This window comes from Nitrospirillum iridis (genome assembly GCF_014205765.1).
Lineage (GTDB): Bacteria > Pseudomonadota > Alphaproteobacteria > Azospirillales > Azospirillaceae > Nitrospirillum > Nitrospirillum iridis.
The window spans coordinates 1-19,368 of record NZ_JACIIZ010000026.1 but is presented as its reverse complement, the minus strand read 5'-3'; the positions used below and the strand labels follow the sequence as shown (position 1 = coordinate 19,368).

17 protein-coding genes are annotated in these 19,368 nt (G+C 66.8%); 12 read left to right on the top strand and 5 right to left on the bottom strand.

The genetic code is table 11. The features are described from left to right. Positions 1-8: 8 nt before the first annotated feature. Positions 9-212 (bottom strand): hypothetical protein, encoded by a 204-nt coding sequence (locus FHS74_RS28735; protein ID WP_184807703.1) that lies wholly within the window; start codon positions 210-212, stop codon positions 9-11. A gap of 134 nt (positions 213-346) precedes the next feature. On the opposite strand from FHS74_RS28735, the gene FHS74_RS28730 reads away from it, so the two are divergent. From FHS74_RS28730 to FHS74_RS28680, 11 genes are all read left to right on the top strand, one after another. Next, positions 347-1,354, top strand: a complete 1,008-nt coding sequence (locus tag FHS74_RS28730; RefSeq protein WP_184807702.1) for a LacI family DNA-binding transcriptional regulator — start codon at positions 347-349, stop codon at positions 1,352-1,354. 196 nt (positions 1,355-1,550) lie between these two features. Beyond that, a complete protein-coding gene (locus FHS74_RS28725; RefSeq protein WP_184807701.1) occupies positions 1,551-4,079 on the top strand; it encodes a TonB-dependent receptor domain-containing protein in 2,529 nt (842 codons plus the stop codon). Positions 4,080-4,134: 55 nt separating this feature from the next. Then, positions 4,135-5,220, top strand: coding sequence for an alkaline phosphatase D family protein (locus tag FHS74_RS28720; protein WP_184807700.1), 1,086 nt, complete (start codon positions 4,135-4,137; stop codon positions 5,218-5,220). Positions 5,221-5,254: 34 nt separating this feature from the next. Next, positions 5,255-6,154: a nucleoside hydrolase gene (locus tag FHS74_RS28715; RefSeq protein ID WP_184807699.1), complete on the top strand. Its 900-nt coding sequence runs from the start codon at positions 5,255-5,257 to the stop codon at positions 6,152-6,154. Next, positions 6,151-7,221, top strand: a complete 1,071-nt coding sequence (locus tag FHS74_RS28710) for a BMP family ABC transporter substrate-binding protein (protein ID WP_184807698.1) — start codon at positions 6,151-6,153, stop codon at positions 7,219-7,221. Before FHS74_RS28715 ends, FHS74_RS28710 begins: the two co-directional genes overlap by 4 nt. Continuing rightward, positions 7,218-8,768 carry an ABC transporter ATP-binding protein gene (locus FHS74_RS28705; RefSeq protein WP_184807697.1) on the top strand — a complete coding sequence of 517 codons (1,551 nt, stop codon included), beginning with the start codon at positions 7,218-7,220 and terminating at the stop codon, positions 8,766-8,768. The genes FHS74_RS28710 and FHS74_RS28705 overlap by 4 nt, the downstream gene beginning before the upstream one ends. After that, positions 8,761-9,843 carry an ABC transporter permease gene (locus tag FHS74_RS28700; protein WP_184807696.1) on the top strand — a complete coding sequence of 361 codons (1,083 nt, stop codon included), beginning with the start codon at positions 8,761-8,763 and terminating at the stop codon, positions 9,841-9,843. Before FHS74_RS28705 ends, FHS74_RS28700 begins: the two co-directional genes overlap by 8 nt. After that, positions 9,840-10,841: an ABC transporter permease gene (locus FHS74_RS28695; RefSeq protein WP_184807695.1), complete on the top strand. Its 1,002-nt coding sequence runs from the start codon at positions 9,840-9,842 to the stop codon at positions 10,839-10,841. Before FHS74_RS28700 ends, FHS74_RS28695 begins: the two co-directional genes overlap by 4 nt. A gap of 29 nt (positions 10,842-10,870) precedes the next feature. Next, the gene (locus FHS74_RS28690) at positions 10,871-11,932 is read left to right on the top strand and encodes an ADP-ribosylglycohydrolase family protein (RefSeq protein ID WP_184807694.1); all 1,062 of its coding nucleotides are present in this window, start codon (positions 10,871-10,873) and stop codon (positions 11,930-11,932) included. Beyond that, a complete protein-coding gene (locus tag FHS74_RS28685) occupies positions 11,929-12,978 on the top strand; it encodes an SIS domain-containing protein (protein ID WP_184807693.1) in 1,050 nt (349 codons plus the stop codon). Before FHS74_RS28690 ends, FHS74_RS28685 begins: the two co-directional genes overlap by 4 nt. Next, positions 12,975-13,952, top strand: a complete 978-nt coding sequence (locus FHS74_RS28680; RefSeq protein ID WP_184807692.1) for a carbohydrate kinase family protein — start codon at positions 12,975-12,977, stop codon at positions 13,950-13,952. Before FHS74_RS28685 ends, FHS74_RS28680 begins: the two co-directional genes overlap by 4 nt. Positions 13,953-13,997: 45 nt before the next feature. On the opposite strand, the gene FHS74_RS28675 is transcribed toward FHS74_RS28680, so the two are convergent. The 4 genes from FHS74_RS28675 to FHS74_RS28660 form a co-directional block, all read right to left on the bottom strand. Next, a complete protein-coding gene (locus FHS74_RS28675; protein WP_246463449.1) occupies positions 13,998-15,230 on the bottom strand; it encodes an NAD(P)/FAD-dependent oxidoreductase in 1,233 nt (410 codons plus the stop codon). 11 nt (positions 15,231-15,241) lie between these two features. Then, positions 15,242-15,559, bottom strand: coding sequence for a 2Fe-2S iron-sulfur cluster-binding protein (locus FHS74_RS28670; RefSeq protein ID WP_184807690.1), 318 nt, complete (start codon positions 15,557-15,559; stop codon positions 15,242-15,244). A 387-nt stretch (positions 15,560-15,946) separates the two neighbouring features. After that, positions 15,947-17,086 (bottom strand): FAD-dependent monooxygenase, encoded by a 1,140-nt coding sequence (locus FHS74_RS28665; protein ID WP_184807689.1) that lies wholly within the window; start codon positions 17,084-17,086, stop codon positions 15,947-15,949. Further along, positions 17,083-18,150 carry an aromatic ring-hydroxylating dioxygenase subunit alpha gene (locus tag FHS74_RS28660; protein ID WP_184807688.1) on the bottom strand — a complete coding sequence of 356 codons (1,068 nt, stop codon included), beginning with the start codon at positions 18,148-18,150 and terminating at the stop codon, positions 17,083-17,085. Before FHS74_RS28660 ends, FHS74_RS28665 begins: the two co-directional genes overlap by 4 nt. A 151-nt stretch (positions 18,151-18,301) precedes the next feature. On the opposite strand from FHS74_RS28660, the gene FHS74_RS28655 reads away from it, so the two are divergent. Next, positions 18,302-19,279 (top strand): AraC family transcriptional regulator, encoded by a 978-nt coding sequence (locus FHS74_RS28655; protein WP_184807687.1) that lies wholly within the window; start codon positions 18,302-18,304, stop codon positions 19,277-19,279. Positions 19,280-19,368 lie beyond the last annotated feature (89 nt).

Genomic DNA, 19,368 nt, shown 5'->3' with positions numbered 1-19,368 from the left:
CATCATTCTCACTCCCATTGTTCATACCCTGTCCGTTGCCGCCGCGCGCCCACCAGGCCGCTGTAGCTTGTTTTAATTAAACGTTTCATTTTTAAGGCGTAGGAAGGCACGCTCGGCGGCTGCGCGCCGCCGAACTGATTTCCTATACTCCCCATGCTTGCCTGGCTTTTTTCGCCCGTCAAGTTTTGATCTCGGCATTTTAAACGATTCATAACCTCCTCGTGCTTGACGGGCGCTCCCAACCCTCATCAACTGGGGCCCAACCATGGCCCTTCCCATTCCCAGCGGGATTGGGCTGAAATACCGCCACAAACGATTAACCAGCCCTGTTGACCTAGAGACTCTGATGACCAAGGATGAAAACAGCGGCAAGCGGCCCACCCTGAAGGATGTGGCGCTGGCGGCGGGCGTTTCGGTGGCCACGGCTTCGTACGCGCTGAACGACGTCGGCTCCGTGGGCGGAGACACGCGCCGGCATGTGCTGGAGGTCGCCGCGCGCCTGGGCTATCGCCCCAACCTCAGCGCCAAGGCCATGCGCACGGGCAAGACCAGCGCCATCGGCCTGATCCTGCCCGACCTGACCAACCCCTTCTTTCCGGCCCTGGCGCAGAACGTCGTCCATGCGGCGCGGGAAAGCGCCTACAGCGTCTTCGTCACCGACACGCAAGGGTCGCCCGAGGCCGAGCGCGCCGCCGCCCAGGCCCTGATCCAGCGCGGGGTGGACGGCCTGATCTGGTTCCCTATCAATGACGAGGACACGCTGGCCGAGCTGACGGGCGGCCTGCCCGTGCTGGTGCTGGACCGCGACAACCCCCGCCACGACCTGATCCAGATCGATGTCGATTCCGGGGGGCGCATGGCGGCGGAACGGCTGATCCGGGCGGGACATCGGCGCATCGGGGTCATCTCCGGCCCCACCGACGTGCGCAGTTCCCGCCAGCGGTCAGAGAGCAGCGCCGAGGTGCTGCGCCGGCACGACGCCCTGGCCTGGCATCTGCACAACGCCTATTCCTTCGATCTGGAGCCGGCGGTGGCCGCCGCCGTGGCGGATGGGTCGGCCACCGCGCTGTGCGTGGGCGCCGACCTGATCGCGCTGGGCGCCATCAACACTTTGCGCCAGCGGGGCCTCCGCGTGCCGGAGGATATTTCCATCATCGGGTTCGACAACATTCCTTATGGCGCCCTCGCCTTCCCCGGACTGTCCACCATCAACATCCCGGTGGAGGAAATGGGGATCGAGGCGGTGAACACCCTACTGCGCCGCATCGCCAAGCCAACGGAATCCCGGCGGCGCCTGGTATTCGATGTGACCTATGTCGAGCGCGGCACCGTGGCGCCCCCGCCCGCCCCCTGACACCCCTTCCCTGCCCGACGGCGCGTCGGCTGGACACGCCCCTTCGTGACATTTAGGTGAAACGTATAAGTTGACATTGCGGCGGCGCTGCACTTTAAATATGAAACGTTTCATCGCAGCCCCACAGTGGATCGAGGCACTGCGGCGGGGGCCGCAGGGATCAAGCGGGGCCGAAACCAAGAAGGGGTATTGGGGCATGAAGCGGATGATGGGGCGCCGGACGGCGAAGCAGGCGCGAGGGAAGCGGGTGCACGGATTGACCGGGGCGGCCTTGGCCGGCGCCTCGCTCTGGATACTGGCCGGGGCGTCCCCCGGGATGGCCAAGGCGGCGGATGCGGCAGGGACTGAGGACGCCCCCCTGGATGAGATCGTCATCACCGCCCACAAGCTGGGCCTCGGCGAGACGCGGGCCAACAGCGTGGTGGACGCCGAGGCCATCAAGGAACTGCCGCCGGGCCTGGACCCCCTGAAGATGATCAACCGGGTCCCGGGTGTGCTGGTGGGATCCAGCGACGCCATGACCGGCAGCTTTTCCATGCGGCTCAGCATGCGCGGCCTGAACAAGGAGCAGATCGGCGTTTCCGTCGACGGCATCCCCAACGGCTCCACCCTGTCCAATGGCGGCACCATGCCGTCCCGCCTGGTCGATGGCGGCAACCTGGAGCGCATCTCCGTCTCCCAATCGGCGGGTGAGATCGGCACGCCGTCGAACCAGGCCCTGGGCGGTTACATCGATTTCCAGAGCCGCGATCCCGCCGCCACCGCCGGCGGCGCCGCAGAGCTGTCGGGGGGCGACGTCGGCTACCGTCGCGCCTTCGCCCGGCTGGACACGGGCGAAATCGCGCACGGCTTGACGGCTTATGTCAGCTATTCGCGTGAGCAGCTGAACACCTGGCCGGGCGCCCAGTCGGGCGAGAGCAAGCGCGACCATGTCGATTTCAAGATGGTGAAGGAGTTCGACAACGGCGCCAAGGTGAAGGCCAGCTTCAGCTACAACGACCTGTCGGATAACGACTACGACGCCGTGGCCCTGCGCGCCGTCAGCGCGCCCTTCTACAAGGCCAACTTCGAGACAAATCCCAACACCGACGGCCTGACGGACGCCTGGACCGGCGATCCCAGCATCGACCAGAACAACCGGCGTACCCGTGGCATCGACAGCCGCGAATACTTCAGCCACATCGACATCAGCACGCCCCTGACGGACACCATCTCCTTCTCCGTCAAACCCTACTATCACCATGAGGAGGGGGCGGGCTGGTTCTATGTGCCCTATGTCCAGCTACCGACCAACGGCCAGCTTTACAGCACGGTGGCACCGGGCGGTAAGGCCACCGGCACGGTGCAGGAGTGCTACGCCAACCAGTACGCCCACACCGCCAGCGGCGCCCTGATCCCGGTGGCGGCCGTCACCTACCCCAGCGGCACCAGTGCCGCGGCCCTGAAGGCCGCAGGCTGCCCGGCCGCCGCCAAGTATCAGATGAACGCGACAAGCCAGTGGGGCGCCCGCGAAGCCTCCCGCCGCAAGGGTGGGTATGAGATGGATCGCGAGGGCGGCCTGAGCGAGGTGAAGGGGACCATCGGCGACAACCAGGAACTGCGCGCCGGCCTCTGGGTCGAACACATCGACCGCGCCAAGACCCGCAATTGGTACAAGGTCACCGATCCCAAGCTCAGCGACGACTACAGCGACAGCGGCCTGTACTCGATCACCCAGGATCGCCACTACGCGTCCGACACACACATGTACTATGGCCAGTACAAGCTGCGCTTCCTCGACAGCAAGGTTGAGCTGTCGGCCGGCCTGACCTATCAGGATTTTGACGAGACCTACCGCTCCCCCGTCGAATTCGCCGGCACGCGTGAACTGAGCGTCCATTCCGACGTGCTGCCCAAGGTGGGCCTGCTGTACCACCTGACCGACAGCCTGGAACTGTTCGCCAGCGGCTCGCAGAACTTCAGCGCGCTGCCCGACAGCGTGTTCGAGGGCACGGCCGCCATCAACAGCAAGAAGGGCATCCAGCCCGAAACCTCCACCAACTATGACGTCGGCGCCCGCTGGGCCCTGGGGAATTTCGGCTTCTCCGTCCAAGGGTATTGGATCGATTACGATAACCGCATCTCCATCCAGAACGGCAATCCGGACGGCGACATCTTCAGCCGCGACGCCACCACCACCTTCCTGAACCAGGGCGGCATCACCTCACGCGGGGTGGAGGTGACGGCCACCGCGCAGTTCGGCGCCTTCGATCTTTACGGCAACTACGCCTTCAACGACGCCTTCTACAAGGTGGCGACCCCGGCGGAGGCCATCAGCAAGGGCGATCCCGTTCTGGGTCAGCCCCGCCATAGCCTGTATGGGGAGGTCGGCTGGCGGCCCATCGATCCGCTGCGCGTGATGGTCAACGCCCGTTATGTTGGCCGTCAGGCCGGCACCTACGGCGCGGTGCAGAACACGGTGGTGACCGGCGGCCCGGCCTATTACCCGCGCGAATACATGCCGGCCTATACCCTGGTCGGCCTGTCGGCCACCTACCGCCTGGATGACGACTGGACGGGCCCGCTGCACGACACGGAAATCGCGGTCAATGTCGACAACCTGCTCGACCAGCATTACCTGGCTGGCATCGGGATGGAGCTGACGACCAGCAACCCGCTGACCTCGGGTCGCTATTTCCTGGGCAGCCCCCGCACCTTCGTCGTGACCCTGCGCACCAAGTACTGAGCCTCACCGGCCCCCGCCGGCAACGGTGGGGGCCTTTCCATTCCCGGGGTGCCCGATGTTCAACCGCCGATCCCTGCTGGCCGCCACCGGCGCCACGCTGCTGACCCGCCTGGGGCGGGCGGCACCGACGCCGCGCGCGGTGGGCCAGCGCCTGACGCGCATCGCCTTCGGTTGCTGCGACCATCCGGAAATGGCACAGGACATCTGGCCCGCCATCGCCGCCACCGATCCCGACCTGTTCCTGTTCCTGGGCGACACCGTTTATGCCGACGACGCCGTGGCGGCCAAGGTGGGGATCATCCCGGCACTGGCCGAGATGTACCAGCGGCTGGACGCCGCCCCCGAATTCCAAACCTTCCGCGCCCATGTGCCGATCGAGGCCACCTGGGACGACCACGACTATGGCGTCCATGACGGCGGCGCCGACTTCCCGGAGAAGGAGGCCGCCCGGGCGCTGTTCCTAGATTTCTTCCAGGTGCCCACGAACGATCCCCGCCGTACCCGCCCCGACGGGGTCTATCGTGCCGTGGAGTTGGGCCCGCCCGAGCGGCGCGTCCAGATCCTGCTGCTGGACTTGCGCTACAACCGCAGCCCCCTGCTGCGCCATGCCGAGCCGGAGCGCACGGCCAAGAGCGGCTTCGGCCCTTATCTGCCCAACCTGGATCCGGCTGCCACCATGCTCGGGGTCGCCCAATGGCGCTGGCTGCAGGCGCAACTGCGGCGACCGGCCCAGGTGCGGCTGATCGGGTCCAGCGTGCCTTTCGCCGCTGGCCACCGCGGCTATGAGGCGTGGACCAACTTCCCCCTGGAGCGCCAACGCCTGGCCGACGTGATCGCCCGCACCGGCGCCGGCGGCGTCATCTTCCTGAGCGGGGAGATCCATTACGGGGAGATCAGCGTCCTGACGCGGAACACGCCCTATCCCCTGTACGACGTCACCAGCAGCGGCCTGACCCATTACTGGCCCCTGCCCGGACCCAACCTGAACCGCCTGCCCATCGGCACCGTCACTCAGCGTAACTTCGGCATGGTCCACATTCTGTGGGAGGCGCCGGAGCCCGAGGTGGTGATGGAGGTGCGGACAGCCGACGGCGGCATCGGCATCCAGCACACGGTGGCCCTGGATAGCCTGCACACCTGAAACACGCTTTTGCTATCTCCCAAGAAAGACGTTCATGACTGCGGTTCTGATCGACTGTGATCCCGGTATCGACGACGCCCTGGCCCTGGCCCTGGCGGTGGCATCCCCCGAACTGGACGTGCGCGCCGTGACCTGCGTGGCCGGCAACCGGCCAGTGGACATCACAGCCGCCAACGCCCGGCGCCTGCTGGACCTGTTCGGCCGGCCGGATATTCCCGTTCACGCCGGGGGTGCCCGCCCGCTGCTGTACCCCGAACCCCGGACCAATCTGGTGCATGGCGAGGATGGGCTGGGTGGCGTGGTCGTCGGCCGACATGCGCGCCCGATCGCGGCGGACCACGCCGCCGACGTTCTGGCCCACCTGCTGCTGTCGCCGCGGGGGGCGGACCTGACGGTCGTGGCCATGGGGCCGCTAACCAACCTGGCCCTGGCGGAGATCCGGCACCCCGGCCTGCTGGCCCGGGCCCGCGCCATCCACGTCATGGGCGGGGCGGCGCACTGCCCCGGCAACGTCACCCCAACGGCGGAATTCAATTTCTGGGCCGACCCTGCGGCGGCCCACGTGGTCATGACCGCGGGCGCCAGACTGGAGGTCTTTCCGCTGGACGTGACCAGCCAGGCGGCCATGACCCCCGCCTGGCTGGCGGCGCTGGCGGCCCAATCGACGCGATCCGCCCAGGCCCTGGCCGCCATGCTGGCCGTTTATGGCGAGCAAGATCCCTTGCTGCACGACGCCTGCCCGGTGGCGGCGCTGCTGCGGCCCCGGCTGTTCAGCGGCGGGACGGGCCTGCTGGAGGTGGATTGGCGACCGGGTTCCGACGAGGGGCGCAGCCATTTCCATGCGGGTGGAGAGATCAACGCCGTGCTGCACACCGGCTTGGATGCGGACGGTCTGCTGTCCCTGATGGCCGAGCGCCTGGCCCGGCTGCCATGAGGGGACAGCCGCTCGCCCTGGTGCTGATGGTTATGGTGATGGCGGTGCTGACGCCAGCCGGCGCCGGGGCGCGTGCGGCCGACGGCCGGCCACAGCGCGTGGCCTTCTTCGTCAATGGGGCGTTGGGTGACAAGTCCTTCTTCGATTCCGCGGCCCGGGGCCTGCGCCAAGCCAAGGCCGACCTGCACCTAGCCACCCGCACCATCGAGGGCGGCTATGATCCCACACGGTGGGAAAGCGGGCTGGTGGACCTGGCCGACAGCGGCGACTTCCCCATCATCGTCACCGGCACCTACACCATGGGGCCACTGGTGCAAAAGGTGGCACCCGACTATCCGGACGTCACCTTCATCCTGTTCGACGGCGTGGTCGATTACGCCCACTGCGCTTGCCACAACGTCTATTCCATGCGCTTCCGCCAGAACGAGGGCGGCTATCTGGCCGGCGTGCTGGCGGCCGGCCTGATGCGGACGGGGGCGATACCGGGCGCGGCCCCGGGGTTGGTGGGACTGGTGGGCGCCATGCCCATCCCCGTCATCAACGATTTCGCCGCCGGCTATGTCGCCGGGGCGCAGGATGCCGCGCCCGGCATCACCGTCCTGCGCCAGTTCGCCAATTCCTTCTCCGACCCCGCGATGGGCAAAGAGATCGCCAAGGCCCAGTACGGCCAGGGCGCCGGCGTCATCTTCCAGGTCGCGGGGGCCACCGGCCAGGGTGTGATCGAGGCGGCGGAGGAAACCGGGCGCTACGTCATCGGCGTGGATTCCGACCAGGCCGCCCTCTACCGCGTCTCCAGCCCCCGCCGCGCCGCCCGCATCCTGACCTCCGTCATGAAGAATGTGGACACCGCCATCCTGCGCGCCCTGCGGCTGTGGCAACAAGGCCGGCTGCCACTGGGCCGGACGGAGTCCCTGGGCCTGAAGGAGGGCGCCATCGGCCTGGCGGACAATCCGGACGCGGCCCTGACCGTACCGCCCGCCGTGCGCGCCGCGGTGGCCGCCGCGCGCCAGCGCATCATCGACGGCACCCTGACCGTGCCCACCGCTTTCGCAGGGGGGCGGCCATGACCGTCGCCCCACTCGCCATCGCCTTGGAGGATGTGGAGAAGCGCTACCCCAACGGAACCCTGGCCAACAGTGGCGTCAGCTTCACCGTGGCGGCGGGTGAAATCCATGCGCTGGTGGGCGAGAACGGCGCCGGCAAGTCCACCGTGATGAAGATGCTGTATGGGCTGGAGCGGCCAACGGCGGGCGCCCTGCGCATCCATGGCCTGCTGGCGGACTTCCGCCACCCTGGTGACGCCATCGCCGCCGGGGTCGGCCTGGTCGCCCAGCACCTGAACCTGGTGCCATCGTTGACGGTGGCGGAAAACGTGGTGCTGGGGCATGAGCCCCGCAAACCCGGCGGCCGGCTGGACCGGGTGGCGGCGGCGGCCCGCGTCCGGGAGTTGGTGGGGCAATCCGGGCTGGCGGTGGACCCGGCGGCGACGGTGGCCAGTCTGCCCGTGGGGGTGCGCCAGCGGGTGGAAATCCTGAAAGTGCTGCACCGGGGCGCCCGCATCATCCTGCTGGACGAGCCCACGGCCGTGCTGACCCCGCCGGAGACGGCGACCCTGTTCGCCACCCTGCGCCACCTGGCGGCCGCTGGCCATACCGTCCTGGTCATCACCCACAAGCTGGATGAGGTGAAGGCCCTGGCCGGCGGCGTGACCGTCCTGTGCCAGGGCCGCGTCACCGGCAACGCCCGTATGGCGGACGTGAACGAGGGTACGCTGGCTCGCCTGATGGTGGGCCGGGACCTGCCGCCGCCACCGCCCCGTCGGCCAGCCGGCGCCCGCCTGGCGCCGCGCGTCATCGCCCGCGACCTGGGTTATGTCGACGGTGACGGGGCCATCCGGCTGCGCGACGTCGGCTTCGAGGTAGCGCCCGGGGAGATCCTGGGCATCGCCGGGGTGGAGGGCAACGGCCAGGACGTGCTGGCGCGCCTGCTGTCGGGCGCCGCCGTTCCCACCACCGGTGACGCCCGGCTGGACGGCCGGGTTTTCACCGGCCTATCCCCCCGCGCCGCCCGCAGCCTGGGCGTCGCGGTGGTAACGGAGGACCGGCTGCACGACGGCGCCGCCCCGACGCTCAGCATCGTCGACAACCTGCTGGCCACCCGCTACGCCCAGCCCCCCCTGTCGCGCCGGGGCCTTATCGACCGCGGAACCGCGCGGCGCTGGGCGGAAGCGGTGATCGCCGGATTTGACGTCCGCGCGACCGGGCCGCACCAACCCATCGGCGCGCTGTCCGGCGGCAACATGCAGAAGCTGATTCTGGCGCGGGAGATCGCTGACGCCCCCGCCTTCCTGGTCGCCAGCCAGCCGACCCGGGGCGTGGACATCGCGGCCGCCGCCGCCCTGCACACCCGCCTGGTGGCCCTGCGCGACCAGGGCGCCGCCATCCTGCTGATTTCGGCCGACCTCGATGAACTGCTGGTCCTGTCGGACCGCATCGCCGTGCTGTACCGGGGACGGATTGTCGCCCGGTTCGAAGCCGGGGCGGTCGACGCCCGGACCCTGGGCTTGCATATGACGGGGCTGGGACCCGAACCAAAAGGGGGCGACCATGACTGAAGGCGCGCGCATCGCCCTGGCGGTAGGCGCCGCCCTTGCCCTGGGCTTCCTCGTCATGGCCTGCGTCACCGACCAGCCCTGGGCCGCCTTCCGCGCCCTGGTGACCGGGCCCCTGCCATCGATGGAGCGGGCCGCCGACGGTCGCCTGGTCATGCATCGGCTGGTACGGTTCGGTGCCTGGCTGCAGGACGCCACCACCCTGACCCTGGTGGGGTTGGCGATCGCCATTCCCTTCCGCGCCCGGCAATTCTCATTGGGGGCGGATGGCCAGTTGTTCATGGGCGCGTTGGCGGCGGCGGCCCTCAGCCTGGGCCTGGGGGACGTGCCCGCAGCCATCGCCCTGCCGCTTGCCTTCCTGGCTGCGGCGATGGCCGGCGCCGCCTGGGGCTTGGCGGCGGGGCTGTTGAAAACCCGGTTCGAGGCCAACGAGATCGTGACCACCCTGATGCTGAACGTGGTGGCGGTGCAGGTTTACCGCCTGATCGTGGGGCGGGTGCTGAACGATCCCACCGCCGGCTTCATCACCACGCCCCCGCTGCCCGGCGCCGCCACCCTGGGGCCGCTGATCGCGCGCACCAACGTGACGGCCATGGTGCTGGTGGCGCCGGCGGCCGTGGCGGCGGTCGTGTTCCTGCTGCGCCGAACCACCCTGGGGTACGAGATCGACCTCGCCGGCGCCAACCCCTGGTTCGCGGCCCGGGCCGGGGTGCCGGTGGCCCGGGCCACGGTTTTGGCGTTCGCGCTGGGCGGCGCATTCGCCGGACTGGCGGGATTCCATGTGTCGAACGCCCTGCTGAAGCGCCTGCCCGTCGACCTCACCCCCGGCATGGGGCTGGAGGGCATCGTGGTGGCGCTGCTGGCGCGCGGGCGGGTGGCCGCCCTGCCCCTGGCGGCCTTGGGTTATGCCTACCTGCGCGTGGGTGCCCAGGCGATGGAGCGGGCTACCGACGTCCCGCGGGAGGTGGTGCTGGTCATCCAGGCGCTGATCATCCTGTTCGTGGTGTCAGACCGCCTGGCGCCGCTGGCCTTGGGATCGCTGCGCCGGGTTTGGATGCGCATCGGGAGGACGGCATGAATCTGGACCTGGTCGCGACCGGCACCGCGGCCGCCGTGGTGGCGGCCGCCACGCTGCGCGCCGCCACCCCCATCCTCTTCGCCAGCCTGGGCGGACTGATCTCCGAACTGGCCGGCTGCATCAACGTGGCGCTGGAGGGCGTGATGCTGGTGGCCGCCTTCGCCGGCGTCATCACCTCCGCCTATTCCACCCTATGGTTCCCGGACGCCCCTCTGTGGCTGCACCCATGGCTGGGCTGCGCCGCCGGCCTGCTCGCGGGCACGGCCCTGGCGGGCCTGCTGGCCGTGTTCCATCTGGAGCTGGGGGCCGACCTTATCGTCGCCGGCATCGGATTAAACATCCTGGCCCAGGGCTTGACGGTCCTGTTGATGGCCCACCTGACGGGCGACAAGGGCTCCACCGCCAGTCTGGCCAGCTTCGCCTTGCCCAGCCTACGCTGGCCTGGAATAGGTGCTGTTCCGGTGCTGGGCGTCCTTTTGAACGGCGACGAGGACACGGGCCACAACGTGTTGGTCTACGTCGCCATGGCGGCCACCGGCCTGATCGCGTGGGCGCTGCGCCACACCGTCTTCGGCCTGCGCCTGCGGGCGACGGGAGAAAACGCGGAGGCGGCGCTGGCCGCCGGGCTGCCGGTGAGGCGGCTGCGCTATGCCGGCCTGCTGCTGAGCGGGCTGCTGGCCAGTGGCGGCGGGGTGTTCCTCGGCATGGGCTACCTGACGCTGTTCCAGGCGGACATGGCGGCCGGGCGGGGATACCTGGCCCTGGCCGCCGTGTTCCTGGGCGGCCGCCGGCCCCTGGGCACGGTGGTGGCGGCTCTGGTGTTCGGTGCCGCCAGCGTCACGGCTGCCCGCCTGGGCCAGCTGGCCGTGCCGGCAGAGGTGGTCTTCATGATCCCGCCCCTCGTCACCATCGCCGCCCTGGTCCTGGTCAAGCAGCACCAGCGCCTGGCCACCAGGCGCCGCGCCGCAGCCGGCCGGGCGGCCCTTCTTTCCCCCTAACGGACATGACATCACGGGACATGACATCCATGAGCACACCCTCCCTGCACGACCGGATCGCCGGCTCGCTGTTGTTGGCCGGTATGGGCGACGCGCTGGGCGCGCCCACCGAGCAATGGTCCATGGCCGAGATACTGGGCACCCATGGCGGTCTCGTTTCCGGCTTCGTGACGCCGACGGCCGACACCTTCGCCGGCGCCAACGCCGGCAAGAGGGCTGAGGTAACGGACGATGCCAGCCAGATGTACTATCTGGCCCGCGCCCTGGTGCGCGGCGGGGGCGTCCTGGACGCGGCCGGCTGGGTCGCCTGCCTGCTGGACTGGGCCGATACCTCGCCCAAAGCGGGTTTCATGGGGCCCAGCACGGTGGGCATCGTGGCGGCCCTGCGCGCCGGCACCGACCCGGCCCTGGTGGGGGTGATCGGCCAGTCGCGGCGCAAGATGACGACGATCGGCACCACCAACGGCGCGGCCATGCGGGCCGCCCCCGCCGGCCTGGTCCATCCCGGCGACCTGGACGCCGCCTGCGCCCAAGCGCTGGTGACTTGCCTGCCCTCGCACGATACCGACGTCGCCATCGCGGCCGCCTGCGCCATCGCCGCTGGTGCGGCCCAGGCGCTGGTGACGGACGACATCGCCGATGTCGTCGCCGCGTGCGTCGAGGGGGGGCGCCAGGGTGCGACCCTGGCCGCCCGGCATGCCCGCGTGGGGCCAGGCCCCCGCTTCCAGGCGCGTCTGGACCTGGCGTTGGAGATCGCCGCGCGGGCGACGGATGACCTGGTCTTCCTCGACGCCCTGGACGCGCAGGTCGGCGCCTCGGTCCTGGCGGCGGAATCCGTGCCGGCGGCCATCGCCATTCTGGCCTACGCGAAGGGCGATCCGCTGCGCACCATCGCCCTGTCGGCCACCATCGGCAACGACACCGATTCCATCGCCACCATGGCCGGAGCGCTGTCCGGCGCCTTGCGCGGCGCCTCCGCCCTGCCGGCCGACCTCGCCGCTCAGTTCCGCACGGTGAATGAGGTGGAGTACGGCCTGGGCGCCCTGGCGGCCGACCTGACCGCCATCGCCCGGCGGCGGTTGGCGGCATGACGGAGGCCGACACCCTGATGCCCCTGCCCGCCACGGCGCGGGAGCGGGCGGACACTCCCTCCGCCGTGGCGCGGGCGCTGGCCCACCTGGCGGAGCCGGTGCGGGACCTGGCGGCCGCGCTGACCGCCCGGCGGAGCAACCGCCTGCTGGTGGCCGGGTCAGGCGACAGCCTGTCCGTTGGACTGATGGCCACGTCAGCCTTCGCCACCTATACCGGCATTCCCTGCCAGGCGATCCAGGCCTTTGAACTGGCGCGGTACGGCCACCCCGATCTAGGGCCCCGCACCGCCGTGGCGGTGGTCAGTTCCAGCGGGCGCCCGTCACCGGCCCACGACGCTCTGGTTCGCGCCCAAGACAGCGGCGCCCTGGTCATCGGCATCTGCGATCGGAAGGGGACGCCCTTCCTGGCGCCACCCGTTTGGGGCCTGTGCCCCGGCGCCAGCAAGAACGGCATGCCCACGCAATCGACCGCCGCCACCCTGGCCATCCTCATCCTGCTGGCGCTGAAGTGGGGCGGCGCGCGGCAGCACCCCGTGGCGGCGGGCGTCCACGGTGACGTCGCAGCCCTACCGACCATCCTGAAGGGCGTCCTGCGCTCCGACACCGGGGTCCACACCCTGGGCGCCACGCTGGCCGCCCGGCGCCATCTGCACATCGTCGGCGCCGGCCCCAACACCGGCACCGCACGCGGCATCGCCGACCTGCTGACAGCGGCGGCGGGACTGGCCCCCCTGCCCCACGCGGTCGAGGAGTTCCACCACGCCTTGCGCCTGCAGGCCCTGACGTCCGCCGACCTGGTGCTGGTCCTGGCGCCACCCAAGGCCCGCGCGGCGGACCGCCTGGCCGACACCGCCACCGCAGCGCGTGCACGTGGTGCGGCGGTGGCGGTGCTGGGCGGGCCGGACTTCCCCATCCCCGACCTGGATGAACCCATGACGCCGCTGCCGCTGCTGATGCAGGGTCAGGCCCTGGCCCTGGCCGCCGGTGACGTGGCCGCCAGTGCCGGCGGCTTCCGGACGATCCCTAGCACGGGAGCCGTCCGATGATCCCGCCCGGTCCCCGCCGCTTCGGCCTGCTGGCCTATGGCGACCCCAACATCGACCTGGTCTTCGCCGTCGACCGTGTGCCGGCGGCGGATGACAAGGTGCTGGGCCGGCACCTGGGCCGCCATGCTGGCGGTACGGCGGCCAACGTGGCCTGCGCCGCCGCCCGCCTGGGCCTGCCCGCGGCGGCCTACGGCCGGGTCGGTCGCGATGACGGCGACGGCGATTTCCTGGTGACGGAGTTCCAGTGCTTCGGTGTCGCCGTGCAGTGGGTGCGGCCGGTGGCGGGGCCCTGCGCCACGGCCCTGATCCTGGTGCAGGGGGACGGTGAAAAGGCTCTGGTCTACGCGCCGCTGCCCGGCTGGCCGCTGGATAAGGCCACCTTGGCCCAGGCCCTGGAACAGTCACGCGTGGTCTATGCCATGCCCTACGACCTGGCGGAGTTCGAGGCTGTGAGCCGTCTGGCCCGCGCCGCCGGCGCCCTGGTCGCCATCGACGTGGAGGCGGCGGTGGCCCCCAACCCGGAGCGGCTGGCGGCCCTGCTGCCCCTGGCCGACATCGTGTTCTTCAACGAAGGCGGGTTCCGCGCCGCGACCGGCCTGCGTCCCACCACGGACCACACGCGGCCGCTGCTGAAACAAGGGCCAAGGCTGGTGGTGGTGTCCATGGGCGCCCGAGGGGCCATCGCCGTGCAGGGCGACGACAGCGTGATCCAACCCGCATTCCCCGCGCGCGCGGTCGACGCGACCGGGGCCGGCGACTGCTTCAACGCCGCCGTGCTGGCCCGCCTGCTCAACGGCGACCATCTGGCCAACGCCCTGCGCTTCGCCGCCGCCGCCGCCAGCCTGGCCATCACCGCCATCGGCGCCCGCGCGGGTTTCCCCGATCATGAAGCGGTGGCCGCGATGTTGAGCACCGCAGACCAGGCGGTGAACAACACCGGGCAGGTCCATCATTTTGGACCTTCGAAAACTTGACCTCCTCGGCGCCGTCCATTCCGGCAGCAGCCCAACGCTCGTCGATCACAAATTGAATTCCTTGAGCGACCTTGCTGGGTCAGCCAGCGCGCCGATGTCGGGGGTAGCGCCAGCTTCCACCAGCTTTCGGCCCTGAACATAGTCCTTGACCGTGTTGACGCAGTCGAGCGCAATCACGCGGTTCGCCTTCAAATACACCACGCTGAAACTGCGCGCCGCCAGATCGCCCCGCAGCACGGCCTGGTCATAATCCGATGAGATACCAACGGTTTGCAACTTGAGGTCATACTGATTCGACCAGAACCACGGCGTTGCGTGAAAAGGCTTCATCTCGCCGAGGATCGCCTTGGCGACGCAATTGGCCTGCTCATTGGCGTTCTGCACCGATTCGACGCGCATCAACTTGCCGCCAGCAAAGGCGCATGAAAAGGCTGCGCAGTCGCCCACGGCGAAGATGTCGGGCAGAGATGTACGGCAGAATTCGTCGACATTGACGCCATTGACGCCCGCGGCTCCAGCCGCAGTCAAAGGTGCCACCGCAGGCGCTATTCCGATGCCGACAATCACCGCGTCGACCGTGATAACCTCACCGTCAGTCAGTTCAACGCCGGTGACGCGCCCCTCGCCGATCAGCGCAGCAACGCCAACATCCGTGCGCAAGTCAACGCCATGTGCGCGGTGCTGGGCCTCATAAAAGGTGGAAATTTCAGTCCCCGACACCCGCGCCAGCACGCGTGGCGCAGCCTCAAGCAGGGTGACGTGGCAGCCCAGCTTGGTCAGCACGGCAGCGGCTTCGAGCCCGATATAGCCGCCGCCGACCACAGCGATCCGGCGCGCGCCGCCGTCGATTTCACCCATCAGCGCGTCACAGTCGGCACGGGTGCGTACGCCATACACGCCGGCCAGGTCCGCCCCCTGGCATGAGAGCTGCCTCGGGTCGCCACCGGCAGCCCACACCATTTGTCCATAGCCCATGGTTCGCCCACCTGAAAGCAGGGCGGTATGCGCCTGTGCGTCCACCGAGACAACTTCGGTGCCAAGGATCAGCGCGATATCCTTCTCAGCCCAGAACGCCTGCGGGCGTATGTAAAGCCGGTCAAAGGCCTTCTCACGCGCGAAATACTCTTTCGATAGAGGCGGGCGCTCGTATGGCGGCTCGTTCTCGCGCCCGACGATGGCAATGCTGCCCGCAAAGCCACCCTGACGCAGCGTGATCGCGCATTGCGCCCCTGCGTGCCCGCCGCCTACGATCAGGACATCAACAGCTTGTCTCATCATAGCTTTTCCAATCAATCCGCCGGGGCTAGGCGTACGCGGATTGAATCCAGATCGTCGGTCAGGCTGACCTGGCATGAAAGGCGGGAATTAGGCTGACGGTGGTCGCTACTATCGAGTAGATCGTTCTCATCATCACTCATGCATTGCAACAATGTGCTCGGACCGGCCTCGATATAAACATGGCATGTGGCACACGAGCAGCATCCGCTACATAGCGCCAGCACCTCATCGAAGCCGTTATCGCGCAACGCTTCCATCAGCGTTGCCCCGTCCTTGCTGGAGATGATTTTCTCGGCCCCGTCGAGCCCAATCACGTGAATATTGGTCATTTAAAAATCCTTATGCGTTCAGCCGTTCGGCACGCCACGCCACATGCCCGGCCATGACGGTGGAGATGAAATAATACGAGTGGTCATAGCCTGCTTGCCTACGGAGGGCCGCCCTTTACCCCGCCTTCTCGCGGGCCTCGACCGGCGGATGCGTTTTCAATTGCCCCTCAAGGAAAGGGTCGTCTTCGCCCTGGTCTACCAGCAGGCCAGGCACCCGCGTGCCGCCGGCAATCAGCGCGCAGGCATGATAGTCCCGCGACGCCGCCCGATCCGGGCCTAAATAGATTCCGGGCTGCAGTGGCTGAAATCCACGGTTATCCAAGGCTGCCAGATCACATTGGGCAGGAAGCGATGTGACGCCGCCATAACCACCCGGAATCTTGGGATTTACATTGGCGCTGCCAATTGCATTGCCGTTTCGCGCATGATGGCGTGAATGTCTACGTCTTTACGGTGCTCCACCTCAGCGCGCGCAAGTTGCCAGCTTGCTTCGACAACGCGTCTCGCCCGGTCGTACCTGCGCTCGACAAAGCGATTGAGCGCGTCGGGGATATCACCGGGCGTGGCCGAAATTTCTTCCGCCAGAACGATCGCGTCCTCAATGCCCATGGCCGCTCCTTGCGCGAGGACCGGTGGATTGGCATGCGCCGCATCGCCAATCAGCACGACCCGACCTTTGCCCCAGGGCTTTGGCACGATCATGGCGGGCAAAGGACTGAAGTTGACCTGGGTAGGGTCGGTGACATGCTTGACGAGTTCGGCAATTAGGCCACCATATCCTTCGACTTCATCGGCAAAAATCTCGTGCAAGCGCGTGGGATCCTGCCTTCCTCCATCGTAAGCCTGCACGATATACATATAGGCAAGGTCATCTGAAATCGGGCAGACGCCGACCGCGCCGTGCTTACCACCGAAAAATAAATGCGTCCTGTCAATGCCTGGCGGCCGAGGGACGGGCACGCGCCAGCAGGCTTGCCCCGATGGATTGGGCTTGATATCCGGCATCAGCTCGGCTCGGGTCGACGAATTAAGGCCATCAGCCGCAATCATGAGATCGTAAGCCGCGCTGTAACCAGTGCTGAACGTGACAAGGACCTGTCCGCGCTCTTCGCTCCATCGGGTCGCAGTTTCCCCGCAACGCAACGATGAGATGACGTTGCCAGCGGCTTCCAAAAGGATCGCGTGGAATGCGGCGCGTCTGATTCCGGTGCCGCCCGGCCATTCGGAGCCGCCAATCCTAGGCACAGGATTTTCCATAAGCAGCGTTCCATCCGCGCGCATTATGTTGAGAAAATCGGCTGGGACACCGGCCTCCACGCATTTATGGGCAACCCCGATCACATCGAGCGCCCGCATTGCGTTACCAATCAGCGTAAGGCCGACGCCGCCGCTGTCATCGATGGAGCTCTTACGCTCGATTACATCGACCTGCCATCCCTGCCGGCCCAGCGCGGTGGCGGCGGTCAGTCCAGAAATCCCGGCGCCCACGATCAGAACGCGGCCCTTTTTGCCTTGCGCTCCGCTCATGACGTCACCTTCGCCGCCCGCTGTTCCTGCGCGATTTGTCCGGCAATCAAGCGGCGCGTTCGGATTGCACCCTCGTCTGACCTTACTGAAATCTCGGGCGCTCTGTCTTGGCCAAGCCGATCAAACAGGATCTGGATATCGTCCAAAGCGACAACATCTTCCATCAGCAGGTGACGAAGATCTTCGAAGACACCGGGGTGGGTGTTTTCATAATCATTGGCCATGGCCACAAACTGGATGCAACTGCGCGGGCCGGTCGGCGTGATGCCGAAAATCAGCCGGCTGTCACGGCGGGCGCTGTGTTCGCCGTCGGTCTCCACGAAGTGCTGCCGCACGACACAAGTGCTGGGCGCATAGCTGATGAGTTCGAGCGTGCGGTCGGCCCGCTTGCCCTTCAGCGCCATTGCCTTGGCAACCATCGGGGCAATGGTCTCATTTTTGAATTCCCGCACCATCGACACGCGCACGCCGTCCTGATGACAGGAGAAGGGGTGCGCCGCGACGTTTCCATCGTCGATCAACCCATGATGCAGAAAGGAAATGTGCGTGGCATCGACAAGATTTTCCAATGAAAATAAATAATTGGAGTTAGCCTCCAGCGCCAGACCATAATAGGCGTGAAAGCCGGACGCCGTGATTCCCAATGCATCATGATCGGGAATGATGCTTTCATCGGCAAGCTCGGCCTCACCTGCCCAGATCCAGATCCAGCCACCGATTTCCTTAAGCGCATAACGCCGCACAGACATGGCCGATGTCGGTGTCCCGCCCGAGGGGATCAAGCAGCCCCGGCCCTTTTGATCAAAACGGATGCCATGATAGTGGCACTGGATGGTGTTGCCAAACAACACCCCGCCATTTGAAAGCCGCATGCCCCGATGCGGACAACGATCAAACAGCGCCACCGGCTCGCCCGCTTCTGTTCGATAGAACACGATCGGTTCGTCGAACAGGGTGCGGTGCATGGGCTCGCGCGTGACCTCGCAGCTGAAGGCGGCAACATACCATTGATTGCGCGGATATTCGGCAGCGCCGGGCTGCACGTTAATGCCCTTGATGATCATTTCTCCCATTCCTTCGTTATGATTTGTTGTGGGCGAGCAAAGCAAGCCAACTCGCGCTTGGCTAGATTATCGGATCAATTGTGTATTTCTAGCGGGTGCCAATCCAATTTTTTGCTATATTCGTCCAAAACGCGCGGGAGGGAGGCGCAATATGGACATTCTGAGCAGAGCGCTATCGGATAAGAGGCTGCGCGGTTCGCTTCTCGCCATGCTGGATTTCTCCGACCCTTGGCGGGTTGATTTCGAAACCGCACCTTCGGGCGCGCCGATGCATTATATAATCGAAGGATATGCGTGGCTTGAGCGGCCCAATTTACCAGCGATCCGATTGGGTCCTGGCGATCTGGTCATGTTTCCTCGCTGGGATCGTCACTGGCTGCGGAGCGCGGACGGACACAAGCGGGACCTCACCGTGCGCGAGGTCGTGCGGCTGAACGAGGGGGATGTGTGGGCACCTGGTCAATGGCTTGATCGCCCGCTTAAACTGTCGCTGAAAGGCGGCAACGATCGGACACGGATTCTTTCGCTCGTGTTCGAATTGGACGAATCCACTCCGCACCCCCTTCTGTTGGGCCTGCCGCGCTACATTCATCTCGATGCCGCAGACACGGGCATGGAACGATGGCTACGCATGACGCTGGATTTTCTGTCCGAGGAATCCGAGCAGCAGCAGAGTGGCTATGCGGTGGTCTCCAGCAGATTGGCTGATCTGGTTTTCATGCAAATCCTGCGATCACACATATTGCGGCACCCTGATCAGGTTGCCGGGTGGCTCCGTGCCTTGGTCGATCCGGGGATCGGCGCCGCCCTGGCGGTGATGCACGACAGACCTGAAGATGACTGGCCGCTGCACAAGCTGGCTAAGCACAGTGGCATGTCGAGAAGTACATTTTGTTCAAAATTTAAATATCTTGTCGGGCAAACGCCTTATAACTATTTACGAATAGTTCGCCTTGAACGAGCAAAGGAACAACTGATTGGCGGAGAACGAATAAAATCTTTGATCAGTCAAGCCGGATATTCGACTCATTACGCATTCAGCAAGGCATTTAGAGACCATTTTGGGATATCTCCGCAAAAAATGCGGGGAAATAGAGCATCGCACCGGAAGTCGGAATCAGAGGATTGAACGAACCCGCTGTCGCGGGAATGGCGCCGCTGTTGGCGTATGAGGCCTCCGGTCTGAGGATTGCGGTTGTCGAAGCCCAATCCACAGAC

Coding starts and splice junctions, on each gene's coding strand:
- FHS74_RS28665 (WP_184807689.1), bottom strand. CDS start 17,086: ATGAGCGGAGCGCAAGGCAAAAAGGGCCGCGTTCTGATCGTGGGCGCC.
- FHS74_RS28660 (WP_184807688.1), bottom strand. CDS start 18,150: ATGATCATCAAGGGCATTAACGTGCAGCCCGGCGCTGCCGAATATCCG.
- FHS74_RS28715 (WP_184807699.1), top strand. CDS start 5,255: ATGACTGCGGTTCTGATCGACTGTGATCCCGGTATCGACGACGCCCTG.
- FHS74_RS28690 (WP_184807694.1), top strand. CDS start 10,871: ATGAGCACACCCTCCCTGCACGACCGGATCGCCGGCTCGCTGTTGTTG.
- FHS74_RS28720 (WP_184807700.1), top strand. CDS start 4,135: ATGTTCAACCGCCGATCCCTGCTGGCCGCCACCGGCGCCACGCTGCTG.
- FHS74_RS28680 (WP_184807692.1), top strand. CDS start 12,975: ATGATCCCGCCCGGTCCCCGCCGCTTCGGCCTGCTGGCCTATGGCGAC.
- FHS74_RS28705 (WP_184807697.1), top strand. CDS start 7,218: ATGACCGTCGCCCCACTCGCCATCGCCTTGGAGGATGTGGAGAAGCGC.
- FHS74_RS28685 (WP_184807693.1), top strand. CDS start 11,929: ATGACGGAGGCCGACACCCTGATGCCCCTGCCCGCCACGGCGCGGGAG.
- FHS74_RS28735 (WP_184807703.1), bottom strand. CDS start 212: ATGAATCGTTTAAAATGCCGAGATCAAAACTTGACGGGCGAAAAAAGC.
- FHS74_RS28655 (WP_184807687.1), top strand. CDS start 18,302: ATGGACATTCTGAGCAGAGCGCTATCGGATAAGAGGCTGCGCGGTTCG.
- FHS74_RS28695 (WP_184807695.1), top strand. CDS start 9,840: ATGAATCTGGACCTGGTCGCGACCGGCACCGCGGCCGCCGTGGTGGCG.
- FHS74_RS28700 (WP_184807696.1), top strand. CDS start 8,761: ATGACTGAAGGCGCGCGCATCGCCCTGGCGGTAGGCGCCGCCCTTGCC.
- FHS74_RS28670 (WP_184807690.1), bottom strand. CDS start 15,559: ATGACCAATATTCACGTGATTGGGCTCGACGGGGCCGAGAAAATCATC.
- FHS74_RS28710 (WP_184807698.1), top strand. CDS start 6,151: ATGAGGGGACAGCCGCTCGCCCTGGTGCTGATGGTTATGGTGATGGCG.
- FHS74_RS28730 (WP_184807702.1), top strand. CDS start 347: ATGACCAAGGATGAAAACAGCGGCAAGCGGCCCACCCTGAAGGATGTG.
- FHS74_RS28675 (WP_246463449.1), bottom strand. CDS start 15,230: ATGATGAGACAAGCTGTTGATGTCCTGATCGTAGGCGGCGGGCACGCA.
- FHS74_RS28725 (WP_184807701.1), top strand. CDS start 1,551: ATGAAGCGGATGATGGGGCGCCGGACGGCGAAGCAGGCGCGAGGGAAG.